The sequence below is a fragment of the Haloglomus litoreum genome (assembly GCF_029338515.1).
Taxonomy (GTDB): domain Archaea; phylum Halobacteriota; class Halobacteria; order Halobacteriales; family Haloarculaceae; genus Haloglomus; species Haloglomus litoreum.
The window spans coordinates 3496518-3513731 of record NZ_CP119988.1; the positions used below are offsets into that span (position 1 = coordinate 3496518).

Here is a 17214-nt window from a genome sequence, read left to right on the forward strand (position 1 = left end):
CAGCAGGGCTACCCGGGAGTCGGATGCATGTGCAGGCGATGATAGACACGGGCAGGCGAACGTTCCTGAAGGGCGCGGGTGCGGCCGGCGCCGTGGCGCTGGGCGCCGGTTCGGCGACGGCGACCGAGTCGCTCCCGCTCGACGACGAACTGGACCTCACCGACGGTATCGAGGAGGGGCTCGCGGTGGTGGACCCGGACGCCTCGGTGTCCGGGCTGGCCGACCGCATCGCGGGGCTCGACACGGACGCCGCGACACGCGCGTTCGAGGTGCTCCCGCTGATCTACCTCCGGGCACCGGGCCCGGTGCTCCGGGAGGTCGCCCGGCTGGACGGCGTCCGCTACGTCGCCGCCAACCGCGACCTGGAGTACTTCAACGAGGACATCGCCGCGGAGACGGGCGTGAACAGCGCCCGGGCCGAGCAGGGTGTCGACGGCTCGGGCGTCCACGTGGCGGTCATCGACAGCGGCGTCGCGGCCACCCACCCGGACCTCGTCGTCGAGAACAACTACCAGTGGTCGGGCAACCCGCTCGGGTCACCGACGCTGTGGGTGCCAGCACACGACCTCGATACGGACGAACTCGGGCACGGGACCCACTGCTCGGGCACCGTCGCCGGCCAGGGCGACGTGGACGGCGGGATGGCCCCCGGCGCGGCGCTGACGGGCTACTCGACCGGGGCGGCCGTCTCGGTGCTGAAGTCGGCGGCCGCGTTCGACCACCTGCTGGCGAACCACTCCGACGTCGTCGACGTGGTGTCGAACTCCTACGGGGCGGCCTCGGGGGAGGACTTCGACCCGAGCATCCCGCTCAACGTCGCGACGAAGACGGCCTTCGACCGCGGCCTGCTCTCGGTCTTCGCCGCGGGTAACGACGGCCCGAGCGCGAACACGCTCAACGACTACGCCAAGGCGCCGTGGGTGCTCGGCGTGGCCGCGACCGACGACGACCGGAACGTGACCGACTTCTCGTCGCGCGGGCGCCCCGGCGGGGCCCACGACCGCTCGACCGCGCTCGCGAACGGGACGGGCATCTACCGGCCGGGCGTGGCCGCACCGGGCAACCTCGTCAACAGCACGATGTCGCCGGGTGACGCGCTCCAGGCGACCGCACCCGACGCCGACCCCTTCTACGCCGCCATCTCGGGCACGTCGATGGCCTGCCCGGCGGTCTCCGGCATCGCGGCGCTGATGCTCGACGCGGCGGGCGACGACGCCGCCCCCCTCGACGTCATCCGGACCATCGAGGCGACCGCCGACGACGCCGGCCACGAGCCGTACCAGACCGGTGCGGGCTTCGTCGACGCCGATGCGGCGGTCGCGCGAGCGGCCGACAGCGACTGGGCCTGACCGTCTCGGCCGCCGGACCCTCCTCGGTGATACCGTCCAGGTACGGTGTTCGTCGTCCACCCGAGAGTATGCGAGAGTATGTCTACCGACTCGACTGAATCTCTAGTATATGTGGTGTTGTTCCCGATACCTTTGGACAGTTCTGCCTCAATCAGTTTACCTGAGTTCCGATACGGTACCGGTATGGACGCAAACCGACGGACTGTCCTGAAGAGCGCGGGGGCTGCGGCGGGTGCCTCCATGTTCACGACCACCGGAGCCGCGGCGGAGACCATCCAGGCGGCTCTCGGGGACGGACTCGACGCCGAGAGCGACGACCTGCAGGGGGCGCTGGTCGTGTTCGAGCCGGGCGCCGACTACGGTGCCCTGGACCGGTTCGACCTGCCCGACGGCACCTACGAGATGGAGGCGCTCGACATCGTCTACACGCGCGCACCGGGGTCCACGCTCCGCGCCATCGCCGCGCTCGACCGCGTGCAGTACGTCGAGGCCAACCGGCGCATCGACTACCACAACGGCGACGCCCAGATCGCCACGCGTGCCGGCGAGGTCCAGGAGAAACCCACGCTGGGCTACACGGGTGACGGCGTCCACGTGGCGGTCATCGACAGCGGCGTCGACGCCTACCACCCGGACCTGCAGGACCGGCTCCGGCACAACTTCCAGTTCCAGGACCCGCTCAGTTCCGACACCGCCTGGACGGACGTCGGCCCGGCCGACACGGACGACATCGGCCACGGGACCCACTGTGCCGGCTCGGTCGTCGGCGAGGGGAACCGGGACCCCGAGCACGAGGGGATGGCGCCCGACGCCGACCTGACCGTCTATTCCACGGGTGCGGGCCTGTTCATCCTCAACGCGGTCGCCGCGTACAACCACATCCTCGGGACGCTGACCGCCCCGGTCGAGGAGGGGGGACTCGGCGAAGAGCTCCACATCACGTCGAACTCCTACGGCTCCTCCGGTGGCACCGACTTCAACCCGGCCGGCGGCCAGGAGCGCGCGACGTGGCGGGCGTTCGACGCCGGCATCACGGTCGTCTCCTCGGCCGGCAACAGCGGCCCGGGGACGAACACACTGGGCGCCGCGAAGACCGCACCGCACATCCTCTGCATCGCGGCCAGCCACGACGGCCAGGGCGAGGGGATCGACGCGACGACGAAACCGACCAGCTTCTCCTCTCGGGGTCGCAAGGCGAACTACGGCCAGCAGCACCCCGAGAGCGAGGGGGCGCGCTGGCACGAGTTCCCGAACGGCGACGACGGGTACACGGCGGAGGACCGACGGGACGCGCTCGCCAACGTCGACGAGTTCAACCGCAAGAGCGGATCGGCGGAGGCGTTCGCCGACGACGAGCAGCCCGCGTCGAAGTCCTTCACCGCGGGTCCGGGTGCCGACGCCAGCGTGGCCGCCGACGGCGCGACGGTCGGGTCACCGACCTACGTGGAGTACACGCCGGAGAACGACGACGTGGGCTCCATCGAGGCGACCATCTCCTGGAACCCGCCGGGCCAGGACCTCGATATCAACCTCCGGAAGGGCGGCGAGGACGGCCCGGTCGAGAGTTCCGCGGCCTCGCTCAACAACCCGGAGGTCCTGTCCGCACAGGTCGAGGCCGGCACGACGTACGTCTTCGAGATCATCCCGTACGCGGCCGCCCAGGCGACCGGGACCATCGACATCACGGAGCGCAAACAGGCCGAGGACCCGCCGACCGGCCCGTACGGTGTCTACCGGCCGACCGTCATCGCACCCGGGAGCGCCGTCGTCTCGACGATGGGGGCTTCGGCGCTGAAGGCACTGGAGGCCAGCTACGGTGCGACGCCCGCCGACACCGGCGTCTTCTACTCGGCGCTCTCGGGCACGTCGATGTCGTGCCCGGTCACGTCCGGCGTCGTCGCCCAGGTCATCGAGGCGTACTACCGCAACAACGGCGGCGAGTACCCCGACCCCGAGGAGGTCATCCGGCTCGTGGAGGGCGGTGCCGACCCCGAGGCGGAGGCCGCGTACACCCCGTACAACGCGGGTGCGGGGCTGGTCGACGCCGTCCGGACCATCGAGCAGTTCGCGGAACCGGGCGACGTCCCCGGGTACGCCGACATCAACCTCTCCCCGCTCGGCGACGAGCCGGAGACGCTCTCGGCCGCCGGCTCCCGCGAGGACGACGGCCAGGTGTTCACCGGCGGCGGGACGAACCAGGTGACCGTCACCATCGAGAGCCTCAGCCACGACGTGGACGTGGCCCGTGAGGTCCTGCCGGACGGCTGGACGGTCGTCGGAACTGGCGAGGACGTCACCGAGGCGAGCGACACGGAGGTCCGCTTCGATACGACCGCGGTCAACGACGCGACCGGTGACGGGTCGGCGGAGTTCACCTTCTTCGTCGAGGCGCCCAGCGACCCGGACGGGTCCAACCAGTACACCCTCGGTCCCACGGAGGTCAAGGAGACGTCCGGCCGGACCGACACCACCGGTTTCGCCGCCGTCTCCGGGACCTCCAGCACTGAGTACGTCGCCGGCGTGAGTACCGGCTCGGCGCTCTGAGTGGACCGGTACCCACGATGCGTCGTTGAAAAGGGTCGTCACAGCGCTGTTGGTGGATGTTCGGCCGCACGGTCGGGACCACGACCGAGTCACCCCGGACCAGCGCTCTCCAGGGACCGTCCGCCCGTCCACCAGGAACGACGGTAGATAAACACCCGTACATGCGCACCCCAACACCTATCCAGTCGAGTCCGGTACCTGGGGTAACTGCCAGAGGTCCAGGTGGTGCAATGAACTCGACACGTATACGGCGTGGGCTGGTGGTCCTCGTCGTCCTCCTGCTCGGACTGTCGCTCGTGGCTCCGGTCGCCGTAGCCACCGGTCCCCACGACGGCGACACGACGACCGGCGACAGCTTCGGGGACGACCTCACGGGCTCATCAAGCTCCGATACGACGGACGGTTCCGACGGGGACGCCAGCTCCGGATCGAGCGACGACGGGTCGCTCTCGGACTCGGATTCGGATTCGAGTGACGACGGGTCGCTCTCCGATTCCGATTCGGATTCCGACTCGGACGACGACGGATCACTCTCGAACGCCGATTCCGACTCCGACTCGGAGTCGGGCGACGACGGGTCGCTCTCCGATTCCGATTCGAGTGACGACGGGTCGCTCTCGGATTCGGACTCCGACTCGAACGACGACGGGATGGAGTCGGACGACGAGACGCTCCTCGGGTCGACGACGGAGGAGCTGTCGCTGGAAGAGCGACTGAGTGCACTCGCGACAGGATCGACGGACGAGGAGTCCTCTCCGGTCAGCGGGTCGGCGGATGGCGTGTCCTCCCTCGACGGTGGGACCGTCAGCGAGGCCGATCTCGTGGACGTGAACACGGTCTCCTCGCCGACGGACACCAGCTACGAGGTCGAACTGGTCGACCTCGCCTCCGACGGGACCGCGCTGCTCGAGGTGACCGCCAGTGGCGCCACGACCGACGGGCTGGCGACGACCGCCGAGACGGTCGGCGACACCGTGGCCGCCAGCAGCGACCGATTCACCACGGGAGCGAGCGGGACGACCGACGCGACCGGTGACACCGCACGGGTCGAGTCGACCGGGCCCGTGGCGGGGAGCGACGATGCGGCGGCCGTCGATTCCGGCTCCGGGAGCGGTTCGGACGCTCCGGACGCCGGCTCCGGCAGCAACTCGGACGCCCTCCGGAACGCCATCGGCGGTGGCGTCCCCGTCTCGGGCGACGACCTGCCCGGCGGCCCGGCCGGTGCGGGCGCCGTCGTCGGGCTCGCCGGAGCGGCCGCGGCGGTCGCCGCCCGGCAGTCGGGTGCGTTCTCAGGGATGGGGGGCAGCCTCGCCACGACGACCCGGACCGCGGCCGCGTCGGTCCCGGGGACGGGCCACCTCGACCGGCTCGTCCGGATGCTGGCACCGTTCCGCTACTCGCGGTACGACGACTCGGACCCGCTCGAGCACGAGGCCCGCGAGGCCATGTTCGAGGTCGTCGAGGACTCGCCGGGGACCTACCTCTCGGAGATCGCCGACCGGGCCGGCATCCCGCTGTCGACGGCCCGGCACCACATCCGCGTGCTGGAGCGCGAGGACCTCGTCAGCGGGGCGAAGGTCCGCGGCAAGCGCCGGTTCTACCCCGCCCACACGGAGGGCGTCGAGCTGGCAGCGGCGATGAACGACGACTCCACCGCGGCGGTCATCGACGCGCTCGCCCGGCTCGGCGCGGCCTCGGTCAGCGACCTGGCGGACGAACTCGGGAAGGACCCCAGCACGGTCACCCATCACGTCCAGCGGCTGGAGGAGGACGAGGTGGTCGTGCGCGAGCGTGACGGACGCGCTGTCATGAACAAGCTGACCGCCGCCGCCCGGACGATGCTGGAGCCCGACGAGCGCGCCGCCGGGCCGGCGGCCGCCGGCGAGGCCATGGCCTCCGACTGAGCCGAGCGCGTTCCCGCCTGCTTCCCCGCCTCGTCCCGGTACCGCTCCGCTCGCTCACTCCTTGACCGCGCCGTCCTCGTCCACCAGCAGCCCGACGTCCGACACCTCGAACGCCCGGCCGCGCTCGAACAGCGCCCGCACGGGGCCCCCCGTGTCGGGGCGGAACTCGACGGCGTACCCCTGCATCCAGTTCTCCCCCCGGAGCCGTCCGGTCTCCGGGTCGCGGTCGGTCACCTCGATGGAGTGAGGGGTCCCCTCGACCTCGAACCCGAGGCGGTCGCCCTCGACCGCGTAGCGAAGCGGCGTCCGCCCGGTGTCGAGCTTCCGGGCCGCAGTCGGGGCGAGGTCGACCGTCCCGGTCCGTTCCGTGCCGTCGTACGTCCCCGTCCAGCCGTCGCTGTCCCGGCGCAGTGCGACCCGGTAGCCGACGAGGTCGTTCCGGAGCGTGATGGTACCCCTCAGCGGGTCGATGGCCTCGACGGCCCCACGGAACCGGCCACCCCGGACGGTGACATCGGGGTCGTCGACGCGGAGCCAGTCGCCGAGCGCGCGATCACCCGTCACGAGGACGGCCGCCAGCGCGCTCGCGTCGGCAGGCGGGTCCGGCCTCGGCGCGGTCGCCTCGTAGGCGGCCCCACGAAGGGCACGCCGTGCCGCCAGCCGGACGCCCTCGTTCAGGTCCGTCCGGGCCGCCTGGGCGAGTACCGACCGTGTCTCGGGCTCGTCGCCCACTCGGCCGGCCGCACCGAGGGCGAGGCACGCCGCGCGCCGGGCCGGGATGGACTCGTCGCTCAGCATCCCCACCAGCCGCTCGTGGCGCTCCCCGTCGGCGTGCGGGAGCAGGGCGCAGAGCCGTGCCGCGTGCTTGCGGACCGGCGGGTGGTCGTCGGTCAGGAGGCCGGTCAGCCGGTCGGCAGGCACGACAGCGGGGTGGCGGGTGGCGAGCCACTCCAGCGCCCACGCGACGCTGTGGCGGACGCTCTCCGACCGGTCGTCGAGGTGAGCACGGAGGGTGGTCGCGGTCGACCGGTGGCTCGCCGGGTCCCGGACGATGACCTCGGCGACCGGCCGGGCGACGTTCGCGCGGACGCTCGCGACGGGGTCGTCGAGACAGCCGAGCAGGTCCGCCAGCAGCGGCTCGACCGCGACGGGGTCGTGGGTGCCGACCTCGAAGCAGATGCGGGCGACGGCTGTCCGGACGCGGTCGTCGGGGTCGTCCAGACCCCCGACGACCCGCTCGACGACCGGCGCCAGGATGCCGGGGGTCCCCGTCGCCGTCTCCACCAGTTCGGACGCCGCCTCCCGACGCCGCTCGACGGTGTCCCCCTCGAGCAGCGCCGTCACACGGTCGTTCGGCACTCCCATCTACCCCCCGTACGACGGGACAGGAGGTGTAACTGTCGGTGGTGAGGGGGTCCGTGTCGGGGGGGCGCTGGGCGATGTGACCCGCTCACTCCCAGACAGGCCCGCCCGGTTCGATCTCATCGGCACGCTCGTGTAGCCACGCGCGCTGCTCGCGGACCCGCGGCGGGAGGTCGGCGTACGAGTGGTCGAACAGGTCGGCGACCGCCGGCGGGGCGGTCGCCTCGGCGGTCGCGACGGCCTCGTCGGCCTCGCGGGCGGCGCGGTCGTGGGCCGACTCGACGAACGCCTCGTCGACGATCCCCTCCTCGCGGGCGAACTCGGTCAGTCGGTCGAGCGGGTCGCGCCGGCGCCACTCGGGCACCTCGACCCGATCCTCGTAGCGCGAGGGGTCGTCGCTCGTCGTGTGGGGGCCGTGCCGGTGGACGAGCGACTCGACGAGCATCGGCTCGCCCTCGCGGACGGTCGCGAGGGCCTCGCGGACGACCTCGAGGACCGCCAGCGGGTCGGTCCCGTCGACCTGCCGGCCCGTGAACCCGTACGCCTCGGCGCGTGCCGCGATGCTGTCGGCGGCGGTCTGCCGTTCCCGGGGGGTCGAGATGGCCCAGCCGTTGTTCTCGCAGAGAAAGAGGACGGGCGCCTCGAACACGCCGGCGAAGTTCATCGCCTCGTGGGCGTCACCCTCGGAGGTGGCGCCGTCGCCGAGGTAGGCGACGACGGCCTCGTCGGTCGGGCCGTCGGTGGGGTCGACGAGGCCCGCGGCGACGGCACCGTCACGGCGTGCCGGCTCGCCGTCGGTGGCCGCTGAGGGCTCGGGCTCGACGGCGTTCCGGTAGTTCACCGCCATCCCGAAGCCGACGGCGTGGGGGAGCTGCGTGGCGATGGGGACGGCCTGCGGGAACAGCCGGACGTCGTGGTCGGAGACGAACTCCGGGTAGCCCCGGCGGAAGAGGAGCACGTCGCTCATGGGGACGCCGCGGGCGAGCGCCATCGCGTTCGTCCGGTAGGTCGGGAACAGCCAGTCGGTCTCACGCATGGCGTGGGCGGCCGCGACCTGCGAGCCCTCCTGGCCCCGGTAGGGTGGGTAGCCGGACATCCAGCCCCGGCGCTGGAGGCTGAGCGCCCGGTCGTCGAAGACCCGGGCCCGGATGACATCACGGAGGAGGGCTCGGACGTCCGCGGCCTCGAGGCCGGTGTCGCCGAGTGGTCGCTCGTCGATGACGCGGTGCATGTGCGTGCCCAGTTCTGGGGCGCGGTTAGCGGTTGTGGTGGTCCGGACGGTGGGCTGCGGGGGAGCCACCGCCCGACCCGACGCCGGCTCCAGCCAGCCGCTCTGCCCGTCGGCCGACCACGAACGGAGTCCCTTTGTCCCCGCACCCACTCGACCCGCCACATGGACGTCTCGGAGGGAACCATCACCGTGGCGGTGCCCGAACAGCCCGAGCAGGGCGCGGGTGACGCCGTCTTCTACAACCCGGAGCAGGAGCTGAACCGGGACCTGACGGTGGCGGCGCTGCGGGCCTACCGCGAGCGCGCTGAGGACGAGGGTGTCGACGGGCCGCCGCCACGCTCGTACCTGGACGCGACGGCGGCGTCGGGCATCCGGGGCGTGCGGGCCGCCGCGGCCGGGTTCGAGGCGACGTGCTGTGACGTGGACCCCGACGCGGTGGAACTGGCCCGGGAGAACTTCGCGCGCAACGACCTCGACGGGACCGCGGTCCACCGGGACGCGAACGCCCTGATGCACGAGGAACGCTTCGACGTGGTCGACCTCGACCCGTTCGGGACGCCCATCCCGTTCGCCGACGCCGCGTTCAACTCCGCCCGGACGCTGTGTTGCGTGACCGCCACGGACACGGCGCCGCTGTGTGGCGCGCACTTCGAGTCGGGCGTGCGCTCGTACTCGGCGGTCCCGCGCAACACCGACTTCCACGCGGAGATGGGGCTGCGGATCCTGCTGTCGGCGCTCGTCCGCACCGCGGCGCGCTACGACGTGGCCGCCGAGCCAATCCTCTCGCACTCGGCGCCCCACTACGCCCGCACGTACCTCGAACTCACATCAGGGGCGCAGGCGGCCGACCGCTTGCTGGAGGAGCTGGGCCACATCGACTGGTGTCCGGACTGCTTCTGGCGGACCGCCCGGAAGGGGCTGATCCACGACCCCGTGACGGAGTGTCCCGACTGCGAGCGCCCCACCAAGCCGGCCGGGCCGCTCTGGCTGGGACCGACCCACGAGGAGGGCTTCCTCGGCCGGGTCCGCGCGCACGTGGACGAGGACGAGATGGGCGCGGCCCGCGCCGTCGGGCGGACGCTGGACCGTCTCGACGCCGAACTCGACGAGCCGACCCACTACGACCAGCACCGGCTGTTCGGCAACTGGAGCGCCCCCGCCATCGGGATGGACGAGTTCATCGAGCGCCTGCACGAGGCCGGGTTCGAGGCCTCCCGGACCCACTACGGCGGAACGACGTTCAAGACGGACGCCGACGTGGCCGAGATGGCCGCCCTCTTCGCCTGACCGGGGCCGAGGCACCCGCCCGCCGTCACCGGGTCGGGGAGCCTTTGTGTCCCGGACACCAACCGACAGGTAGTGGCAACCACCGACCTTCCGGCCGTCGCCCGCGAACACGTCGGCGAGGCGGTCGACGTCGCCCGGAAGGTGATCGAGCGGGCACGCAACGAGCGCGTCACCTTCCTCGCAGCCGCCGTCGCCTACTTCGTGGCCGTCTCGCTGCTCCCGCTGGCGGTGGTGCTGGTCGTCGCCGCCTCCTTCCTCGGGAGCCGCGACCTCGCGCTGGCGATCATCGCGCAGGCGACGGAGCTGCTCGGACAGGAGGGGTCGGCGCTGCTGTACACGGTACTCACCGAACAGGCGACCGGCGCACAGGTGACACTCGTGGGGCTCCCGGTCGTCCTGTGGGGCGCGCTGCGGACGTTCCGGGGGGTCGACGCGGCGTTCGAGGAGGTGTACGGCGCCGAGGAGCGGGACTCACTGCCCGAGGCCCTGGCCGACGCGGCCGTCGTCTTCACCACGGTCATCCTCGGGGCCGCGCTGATGATCGGTATCGGCTTCGCCATCGGCGCCACGACCACCATCGGCAACATCCTGGAGCCCGTCGCGTTGTTCGTCGGCCTCGCGGTGGTCTTCTTCCCGATGTACTACCTGTTCCCCAACGTCGACCCGGACCCGACGGAGGTCCTGCCCGGGACGCTGTTCACGGCGGCGACGTGGACGCTGTTCCAGGTCGGGTTCCAGTCGTTCGTCGCCGACCTCGGGGGCGCCTCGGCGGCGGGCGCGTTCGGTACGGTGTTGCTCGTCCTGACGTGGCTCTACGGCGGGAGCCTCCTCCTGCTGATCGGCGCGACCATCAACGCCGTCATGGCCGAGCGGGTCACGGTCGAGGTCGAGGACGACCTGTTCCCGGAGTACGGCTGACGGGCCGGCGACACCGACACCGGGTGAGACCGGAGAGGGCGCGCCATGGGTGGGGTGGCGCTCACCACGGCCGCCGGGCCCCGGCGCGGCGCCCCGCGACCACCGGACGGAACGCGTCTCGACCCGTCCGCCGGTTCCACCCGTTTTATGTGACCGTCTGCCGAACGCCGGGCCATGAACCAGCGGGCGTCGCGACTGGCGGACGTGACCCGGACCACCATCCGGGTGGTCCGGTCGGACCAGATCACGTTCATCGCGGCCAGCCTCTCCTACTACGCGTTCATCTCGCTGATCCCGCTCCTGTTGCTCGCGCTGGTCGCCGCGAGCGTCATCGGCGGCGAGCAGCTCGCCGCGGACCTCGCGGACCGGGCCGCCGCCGCGTTCGGCGACCAGGCCGCAGAGGCCGTCAGGGGGGCGCTCACCTCGAGTGCCGCACAGGGCGGGGCCACGGTCGTCGGGCTCGGGGTGCTGCTCTGGTCGGGGCTGAAGCTGTTCCGGGGGATGGACGTGGCCTTCTCCACGGTGTACGGCGCACCCCTCCCGGAGGGCATCGTCGAGCAGGTCCGGGACGCGCTCATCACGCTCGTCGCGGTCGGACTCGGCGTCGCCGCGACGGTCGGCCTGGGCATCCTCATCGCGCAGGTGGACATCCCCGCACTCGGGATCGACCTCGCCAACGTCGTCGGCACGCTCCTGCTCGTCGGGGGACTGGCGGCCGCCTTCTTCCCGCTCTACTACTTCCTGCCGGCCGGGAACGTCACGCCGCGCGAGGCGCTCCCCGGCGCGCTGTTCGCGGCCATCGGCTGGACCGTCCTCCAGACCGGCTTCCGCGTCTACGCCGGGCAGGCCGGCACGAGCGCCTACGGCGTGCTGGGGGCCGCGCTCCTGCTGGTGACGTTCCTCTACTTCGGCGGCCTCATCCTCCTCATCGGGGTCGTCCTGAACGCGGCCAACGCGGGTCGGCTGGAGGAGGCGGACATCGAGGGCGAGCTGGGCAGCATCGACAGCGAGCAGCGGGATTCAGCCATGACCGACCGAGACACAGACCTGGACCTGGACATCGACACCGAGGAACTGGACGACGAGGAACTCCGGCGGGCCGTCGAGGGGCTCCGCGAGGATCTGGCGGACTTCGAGGAGCGCATCGACGACCGCACCGTCCACCGCGAGGAGATCACCGCGGAACTCAAGCGGTACGTCCGCGGGCGGGTCCGCAGAGGGAAGGCGCGGGGCTGGGGCCCCTACCTCGTCCTGCTGTACGGGACCGCGATGACGCTGGGGGCGTTCTACTTCCTCGGGGACCTCGCCGCGGTGCTGGCGATGTTCGTCATCTGGCTCTCGACGCTCGGGCTGTACACCCTCATGCTGCTGGTCGGTGCGGGCGTCGGCGCCGCCCGGGCCCCCGGTCGGATGAAGGACCGCATCGACGAGTTCCGCTCCTGAGCGGATGGCCCCGGGCCGTGACTCCCTCCGCCGGGCCGGGGTCGCGCTCGCGACCCGTGGTGCCGGCGTCGAGTCGCTGGTCACCGGCCTCCCACTGCCCCTGCTCGTCGCCTTCGCCGTCGTCACCCAGTTGGGCGACGTGTGGTTCTACTTCCTGACCCTCGCGACCGCCTTCTGGGTCGGCGAGACCGTACTGGGCGACCGGCGGCAGACCGCCTTCCTGCTGGGCTGTGCCCTGACCGCGCTGGCGCTCTCGACCACGCTGAAGGGCTACTTCGGCCTCCCGCGCCCGCCGGGCGCGACCGTGGCCACCGGCGCCAGACAGTTGCCCGGCGCCCTGGGGGTGTTCTACGCCGACGCCGCGACCGCCGACGGGACCGGCTTCCCCTCGGGACACGCGCTGGGTGCGATGCTCGTCTGGGGCGGCGCCGCGCTCACGCTCGACGGCGACCGCAGGACGCGGCTCGCTGCCGGCACCGCGGTCGTGGGCCTCGTCGGCCTCTCCCGCGTCGCGCTCGGCGTCCACTATCTCGTCGACGTGCTGGCGGGCTGGGCCATCGGCGGCGTCGCCCTCGTCGTCCTGCTCGGAATCGGCGCCGACCGGAGCCCCGGCCGTGTCCTCTCCGTGGCCGCACTCGTCGCACTCGCGGGCGCCGTCACGAACTTCGACGCGACCCACCTGACCGCGCTCGGTGCCACACTCGGTGCGCGCATCACCTGGGGTGCGGTCGGTGGGGACATCCTGCGTGCGCCCACCGGCCGACGGTCGGGACTCCTCCTGACCGCCGTCGGTCTCCCGCTGCTCGGCGGGCCGTTCGCCTACCTCTACGCCGCCGACCCGCCCGCCACGGTCGCCTTCGCTGTCAGCGGGCTCGTCACCGCCGGGGTGCTGGTGCTGCCGCTGGTCGCGGATGTCGTACGGGAGAACGTCTGAACGGGTCCGGACCCCGAGGGCGGTTCCGGGGGCGGTCCCTAGAAGTCCAGGTCGAACTGCTCGTGCTCGATGACGGTGTTGAGCACGACGCTGGTGTTGGACTCCTTGATGTCCGGGTCGATGAGCAGCTCCTTGATGCCCTCGTTCATGTGGTCCGTGTCGGTGAACTTGCCGATGGCGACGATGTCGTGGTCGCCCGTGACCTCGTACACCGAGACCATCTGTCGGTGGTCCTGCAGGCGGTCCGTGATGTCGGGGAGGGCGTCGCCCTCGACCTTGAGCTGGATGATGGCCGTGACGTCGTAGCCGAGTTCGCCGTAGTCGACGATGGGTGTGTAGCCGCGGATGATGCCCTGGTCCTCGAGATCCGAGAGGTGGTTCGAGACGGTCGTCACGGAGACGTCGAGGTCCTCGGCGAGGCTGCGGAGCGATGCGCGCCCGTCGTTCAGCAGGGCATTGATGAGCCGGCGGTCGAGGTTCTCGTAGGTCATACGCACCCTATCACGAGAGGGGATTTAGAACTTTATGAACACCCACTTTTTCGCGCAAACACCTGACGGTCACCTCGGCGGGAGACCGGATGGGGGGTGTTGAACTTCGAGCAGTTCTCCGTCGAATACCCGACACGATATGCATAGTCGTCCAATAATAGCAGGTTTTGCCTCTTGTTCGCCGGAGTGAAACTCGCCAGGAGCGCCAGTATTTTATCCAAGGGAGTGTTGAGACCGGGTGACGACGAAAATGACGAACGATAACCTCTCTGCAGAGGCGGAACGGGTGATCGAGGAGATCGAGGAGAAGAACGTCGACTTCCTCCGGCTCCAGTTCACGGACATACTGGGGACGGTCAAGAACGTCTCCGTCCCGGCCGACCAGGCCGAGAAGGCGTTCACCGAGGGCATCTACTTCGACGGCTCCTCCATCGAGGGGTTCGTCCGCATCCAGGAGTCGGACATGCGGCTCAAGCCGGACCCGGAGACGTTCGCGGTGCTCCCGTGGCGGAACACCGAGGAGCACGCCTCCGCGCGCCTCATCTGCGACGTCATCAACACGTCGACGGGTGAGCCGTTCGAGGGCGACCCGCGCTACGTCCTGAAGCAGGCCCTCAAGCGCGCCGAGGAGCTGGGGTACACGGTCAACGCCGCGCCCGAGCCCGAGTTCTTCCTGTTCGAGGAGGACGAGGACGGCCGCGCCACGACGAAGACCAACGACGCCGGTGGGTACTTCGACCTCGCGCCGAAGGACCTCGCCTCCGACGTCCGCCGTGACATCATCTACGGCCTGGAGGACATGGGCTTCGACATCGAGGCCTCCCACCACGAGGTCGCCCAGGGTCAGCACGAGATCAACTTCGAGTACGACGACGCCCTGACGACGGCCGACAACGTGGGGACCTTCCGGACGGTCGTCCGGGCCATCGCCGCCCAGCACGACCTCCACGCGACGTTCATGCCCAAGCCCATCCCGCGCATCAACGGCTCCGGCATGCACACCCACATCTCGCTGTTCACGGAGGACGGCGAGAACGCGTTCCACGACGGCGACGACGAGTTCGACCTGAGCGAGACGGCAAAGCAGTTCACCGCCGGCATCCTCGAGCACGCGCCCGCCCTCGCGGCGGTCACGAACCCGACGGTCAACAGCTACAAGCGCCTCGTCCCCGGCTACGAGGCGCCGGTCTACGTGGCGTGGTCCGACCGGAACCGCTCGGCGCTCATCCGCAAGCCCGCCGCACGCGTCCCGGCGGCCTCCCGCATCGAGGCACGCTTCCCCGACCCGTCCTGTAACCCGTACCTCGCGTTCGCCGCGCTCATCCACGCCGGCTGTGACGGCATCGAGCGTGGCCTCGAGTGCCCCGACCCGGTCCGGGAGAACATCTACGAGTTCGACGAGGCAAAGCGCGAGGAGTACGGCATCGAGACGCTCCCGACCAACCTCGGCGAGGCCGTCGACGCCCTTCAGGAGGACGAGGAGATCCTCTCGGCGCTCGGCCCGCACATCGGCGAGAAGTTCGTCGAGGCCAAAACGGCCGAGTTCCAGGACTACCTGGTCGACGTCTCCGAGTGGGAGATCGACCGGTACCTGGAGACCTTCTAGAGCACCGTTTTTCGGTTCGGGTTCGCGGGCTCCGCCCGCGAACCACTCACCGAAAAGATCTGCCACTGCCAGAGCTTCGCTCTGGCAAGGTCTCGCCTCTGGCGAGACACCAAAAAACCGCTCCTCGCGGCTTCGCCGCTCGGAGCGGGGAAACGCCCTCGCTACGCTCGGGCGTATATCACATCGGATAGATAGTTCGGCTGCTTGCGTCGCTACGCGGCTTCCTCGCTGTTCGCGTTGATGAGCTGCTGGAGCTGCTCCATCCGGCGGTTCAGGTCGACCGCCGGGTCCGTCGAGCCCTGGGTCTGGAGGCGGTCGACCGTGAGGATGGGGTCGACGCCGGCGTCGATGACCACGTCCAGGAGCGCCTCGATATCCTGGCGGTTCAGGGCGAGCGAGTCCAGCAGTCCGATGGCGATGGCCATCGGGACCGCCACGTCGGGGTCCTGGGGGAACTCCTCACCGAGCTGCTCGAAGTCACCGCCCCCCTCCTCGGCGGGGTGGAGCCGGAGACAGCGCGAGCAGAGGCCAGCGTGCTCGGTCTCGGCCGGGAGGTGGCCACGGTACGCCTCGGGCACGTCGAACGTCACGACGGCCGCGTTGCAGACGGGACAGCGCATATCCACCCTTCACGGGCGGGGGTAAAAACCAGTAGGGGTAGCCGGACGTCCAGCGGCGGTCAGTCGTCGGCCGCGATCGGTTCCTCGGCCTCGGATTCGGCCTCCTCCTCGGCGCGGGCGACGGACTCTTCCTCCTCCTTCTTGGCCTTGATCTTCTTCATGCGGAAGATCTCCTCGCGCTCCTGCTCCTCGAGCTTCTGCTCGATGTACTCCTGGTTCTCGTAGAGCTGCGGGAGGAGCGTGAACTCGAGCGCGTTGACGCGGCGCTTCGTCGTCTCGATCTCCGTGAGCATCTTCTTCATCGCCGTCTCGACCTCGGCGGCGAGGATGATGGTCTCCAGCAGCTCCTCGTAGGCCTCCGCGGCCTCGTCGATGCGCGCGGAGGTACCGACGACGCCGTAGCCACGCTCGTCGAGGGACTTCTTCACCTTCGAGGACTCGATCTGCGGGACGACAACGCCCATGATGTTCTTCGACTGGGTCGTGATCTCCGGGTGCTCCTTGAGCGCGGCCGCGGCACCGCGCACCGAGACGTCGCCCTCCATCGCGCGCGCCATGTTGATGGCGCGCTGGGCCCGCTCGTAGCGGTCGTCCATCTGATCGCGGACGTCCTGGGCCTGATCGAGGATGTCCATGAACTCCATGATGAGGCCGTCACGCTTCTTCTCGAGTGTGTCGTGGCCTCGCTCGGAGAGCTCGATGCGCTCCTCGATCGCCATGAGGTTCTTCCGCGTCGGCTTGACGTCCTTGGCCATTACCGGGGGCTTCCGGGCGAAGCGGCTTAACGCTTTACGATGGGTGGCGGCGCCTCAGACCGCGTCCTCGGCCTCCTCGCCGGCGTCGGGGCCGATACCGGCCGACGTCCGGACCTCGATGGGACCGTCACCCAGCTCGACCGAGGCATCGAACAGCCCCGTGAGTGCCGTGAGCGGCTGTTCCTCGTGGGCGACCGGGTCCACGTGGAAGTGGCCGACGACCCCCTGCGTGTGGAGCCGCTCGACCAGCGGGTGGAGCAGCCGGTACGCCTCCTCGACCGTCGCGTACTGCAGGAGGGCGGTGACCGAGTCGAAGCAGAGCGTCGCCGGGCCGTCGGGCAGCGCGGAGAGTGCCTCGGTGACGGTGATCTCCAGCCCGGTCAGGTCGTCGGGGTTCTCCACCGGACGGACCCGCGCGTCCGTCTCGGCCGACCCGCCGAGCGCGTCACCGACGGTCACGACCTGGACCGTCCCGGGAGACCCGCGGTGCCCCTGCATCCGGTCGAGCCACTCCGCCGGGGTGCCCCGGTAGGTGACCGCGACCACCCCGTCAGGGTTGCCGGCCATCGAGAGGCTCGCGCAGGCGCTCTCCCGGTCATCGTGGAGCCCCGGCGAGCGAAGGAGGATGGCCGAGGCCCCCGACACCGCGGGCGGAACCCCGGCCAGGTCGGAGAGCTCGCGCATACGAGGCGGTGATGCGACTCGGAGAGCAATCAAGGCTGCGGTGCTCCCGGTCCCGACGTGGGCGGGAACCGGGACCCCCGGCGCGA

Annotated in this window: 14 protein-coding genes; 8 read left to right on the forward strand and 6 right to left on the reverse strand. The window is 70.8% G+C overall.

The annotated features are described in order from the left end of the window. Window positions 1-38: 38 nt before the first annotated feature. The 3 genes from P2T62_RS17595 (at window position 39) to P2T62_RS17605 (ending at window position 5797) form a co-directional block, all read left to right on the forward strand. Window positions 39-1349, forward strand: a complete 1311-nt coding sequence (locus tag P2T62_RS17595) for a S8 family peptidase (RefSeq protein WP_276258320.1) — start codon at window positions 39-41, stop codon at window positions 1347-1349. A gap of 183 nt (window positions 1350-1532) precedes the next feature. Next, complete coding sequence (locus tag P2T62_RS17600; protein WP_276258321.1) at window positions 1533-3893, forward strand: S8 family serine peptidase; 2361 nt, start codon at window positions 1533-1535, stop codon at window positions 3891-3893. A gap of 230 nt (window positions 3894-4123) precedes the next feature. Further along, window positions 4124-5797, forward strand: a complete 1674-nt coding sequence (locus tag P2T62_RS17605; protein ID WP_276258322.1) for a winged helix-turn-helix transcriptional regulator — start codon at window positions 4124-4126, stop codon at window positions 5795-5797. Window positions 5798-5851: 54 nt separating this feature from the next. Here the strand turns inward: P2T62_RS17605 and P2T62_RS17610 are convergent, their stop codons facing one another. Both P2T62_RS17610 and P2T62_RS17615 read right to left on the reverse strand, forming a co-directional pair. Then, the gene (locus P2T62_RS17610) at window positions 5852-7162 is read right to left on the reverse strand and encodes a HEAT repeat domain-containing protein (RefSeq protein WP_276258323.1); all 1311 of its coding nucleotides are present in this window, start codon (window positions 7160-7162) and stop codon (window positions 5852-5854) included. An 85-nt stretch (window positions 7163-7247) separates the two neighbouring features. Further along, on the reverse strand, window positions 7248-8390 hold the full coding sequence (locus P2T62_RS17615) for a thiamine pyrophosphate-dependent enzyme (RefSeq protein ID WP_276258324.1): 1143 nt from the start codon (window positions 8388-8390) through the stop codon (window positions 7248-7250). A 162-nt stretch (window positions 8391-8552) separates the two neighbouring features. Between P2T62_RS17615 and P2T62_RS17620 the strand changes: the two genes are divergently transcribed. From P2T62_RS17620 to P2T62_RS17635, 4 genes are all read left to right on the forward strand, one after another. Then, complete coding sequence (locus tag P2T62_RS17620; RefSeq protein WP_276258325.1) at window positions 8553-9677, forward strand: tRNA (guanine(26)-N(2))-dimethyltransferase; 1125 nt, start codon at window positions 8553-8555, stop codon at window positions 9675-9677. 72 nt (window positions 9678-9749) lie between these two features. Beyond that, a complete protein-coding gene (locus tag P2T62_RS17625) occupies window positions 9750-10595 on the forward strand; it encodes a YihY/virulence factor BrkB family protein (protein ID WP_276258326.1) in 846 nt (281 codons plus the stop codon). A 174-nt stretch (window positions 10596-10769) separates the two neighbouring features. After that, entirely contained in the window at window positions 10770-12038 is a 1269-nt protein-coding gene (locus P2T62_RS17630; protein WP_276258327.1) for a YihY/virulence factor BrkB family protein, read from the forward strand. 4 nt (window positions 12039-12042) lie between these two features. After that, window positions 12043-12972 carry a phosphatase PAP2 family protein gene (locus P2T62_RS17635; RefSeq protein WP_276258328.1) on the forward strand — a complete coding sequence of 310 codons (930 nt, stop codon included), beginning with the start codon at window positions 12043-12045 and terminating at the stop codon, window positions 12970-12972. A gap of 38 nt (window positions 12973-13010) precedes the next feature. Here P2T62_RS17635 and lrp read toward each other — a convergent pair whose 3' ends face one another. Continuing rightward, window positions 13011-13463, reverse strand: coding sequence for an HTH-type transcriptional regulator Lrp (gene lrp, locus P2T62_RS17640; protein ID WP_276258329.1), 453 nt, complete (start codon window positions 13461-13463; stop codon window positions 13011-13013). Between the two features lie 250 nt (window positions 13464-13713). On the opposite strand from lrp, the gene glnA reads away from it, so the two are divergent. Next, window positions 13714-15069: a type I glutamate--ammonia ligase gene (glnA, locus tag P2T62_RS17645; protein WP_276258330.1), complete on the forward strand. Its 1356-nt coding sequence runs from the start codon at window positions 13714-13716 to the stop codon at window positions 15067-15069. Window positions 15070-15281: 212 nt separating this feature from the next. Here glnA and P2T62_RS17650 read toward each other — a convergent pair whose 3' ends face one another. From P2T62_RS17650 to P2T62_RS17660, 3 genes are read right to left on the reverse strand one after another with little or no spacing between them, the layout of a single operon-like run. After that, window positions 15282-15689 (reverse strand): DUF6276 family protein, encoded by a 408-nt coding sequence (locus tag P2T62_RS17650; RefSeq protein WP_276258331.1) that lies wholly within the window; start codon window positions 15687-15689, stop codon window positions 15282-15284. Window positions 15690-15748: 59 nt separating this feature from the next. After that, window positions 15749-16444: a V-type ATP synthase subunit D gene (locus P2T62_RS17655; RefSeq protein WP_276258332.1), complete on the reverse strand. Its 696-nt coding sequence runs from the start codon at window positions 16442-16444 to the stop codon at window positions 15749-15751. A gap of 54 nt (window positions 16445-16498) precedes the next feature. Continuing rightward, window positions 16499-17128, reverse strand: a complete 630-nt coding sequence (locus P2T62_RS17660; RefSeq protein ID WP_276258333.1) for a DUF7504 family protein — start codon at window positions 17126-17128, stop codon at window positions 16499-16501. Between the last annotated feature and the right edge of the window lie 86 nt (window positions 17129-17214).

Bases quoted from the DNA above. Each gene is read 5' to 3' on its own strand.
- P2T62_RS17655 (WP_276258332.1), bottom strand. From the start codon at position 16,444: ATGGCCAAGGACGTCAAGCCGACGCGGAAGAACCTCATGGCGATCGAG.
- P2T62_RS17615 (WP_276258324.1), bottom strand. From the start codon at position 8,390: ATGCACCGCGTCATCGACGAGCGACCACTCGGCGACACCGGCCTCGAG.
- P2T62_RS17635 (WP_276258328.1), top strand. From the start codon at position 12,043: ATGGCCCCGGGCCGTGACTCCCTCCGCCGGGCCGGGGTCGCGCTCGCG.
- P2T62_RS17660 (WP_276258333.1), bottom strand. From the start codon at position 17,128: ATGCGCGAGCTCTCCGACCTGGCCGGGGTTCCGCCCGCGGTGTCGGGG.
- P2T62_RS17620 (WP_276258325.1), top strand. From the start codon at position 8,553: ATGGACGTCTCGGAGGGAACCATCACCGTGGCGGTGCCCGAACAGCCC.
- lrp (WP_276258329.1), bottom strand. From the start codon at position 13,463: ATGACCTACGAGAACCTCGACCGCCGGCTCATCAATGCCCTGCTGAAC.
- P2T62_RS17600 (WP_276258321.1), top strand. From the start codon at position 1,533: ATGGACGCAAACCGACGGACTGTCCTGAAGAGCGCGGGGGCTGCGGCG.
- glnA (WP_276258330.1), top strand. From the start codon at position 13,714: ATGACGAACGATAACCTCTCTGCAGAGGCGGAACGGGTGATCGAGGAG.
- P2T62_RS17630 (WP_276258327.1), top strand. From the start codon at position 10,770: ATGAACCAGCGGGCGTCGCGACTGGCGGACGTGACCCGGACCACCATC.
- P2T62_RS17610 (WP_276258323.1), bottom strand. From the start codon at position 7,162: ATGGGAGTGCCGAACGACCGTGTGACGGCGCTGCTCGAGGGGGACACC.
- P2T62_RS17650 (WP_276258331.1), bottom strand. From the start codon at position 15,689: ATGCGCTGTCCCGTCTGCAACGCGGCCGTCGTGACGTTCGACGTGCCC.
- P2T62_RS17595 (WP_276258320.1), top strand. From the start codon at position 39: ATGATAGACACGGGCAGGCGAACGTTCCTGAAGGGCGCGGGTGCGGCC.
- P2T62_RS17605 (WP_276258322.1), top strand. From the start codon at position 4,124: ATGAACTCGACACGTATACGGCGTGGGCTGGTGGTCCTCGTCGTCCTC.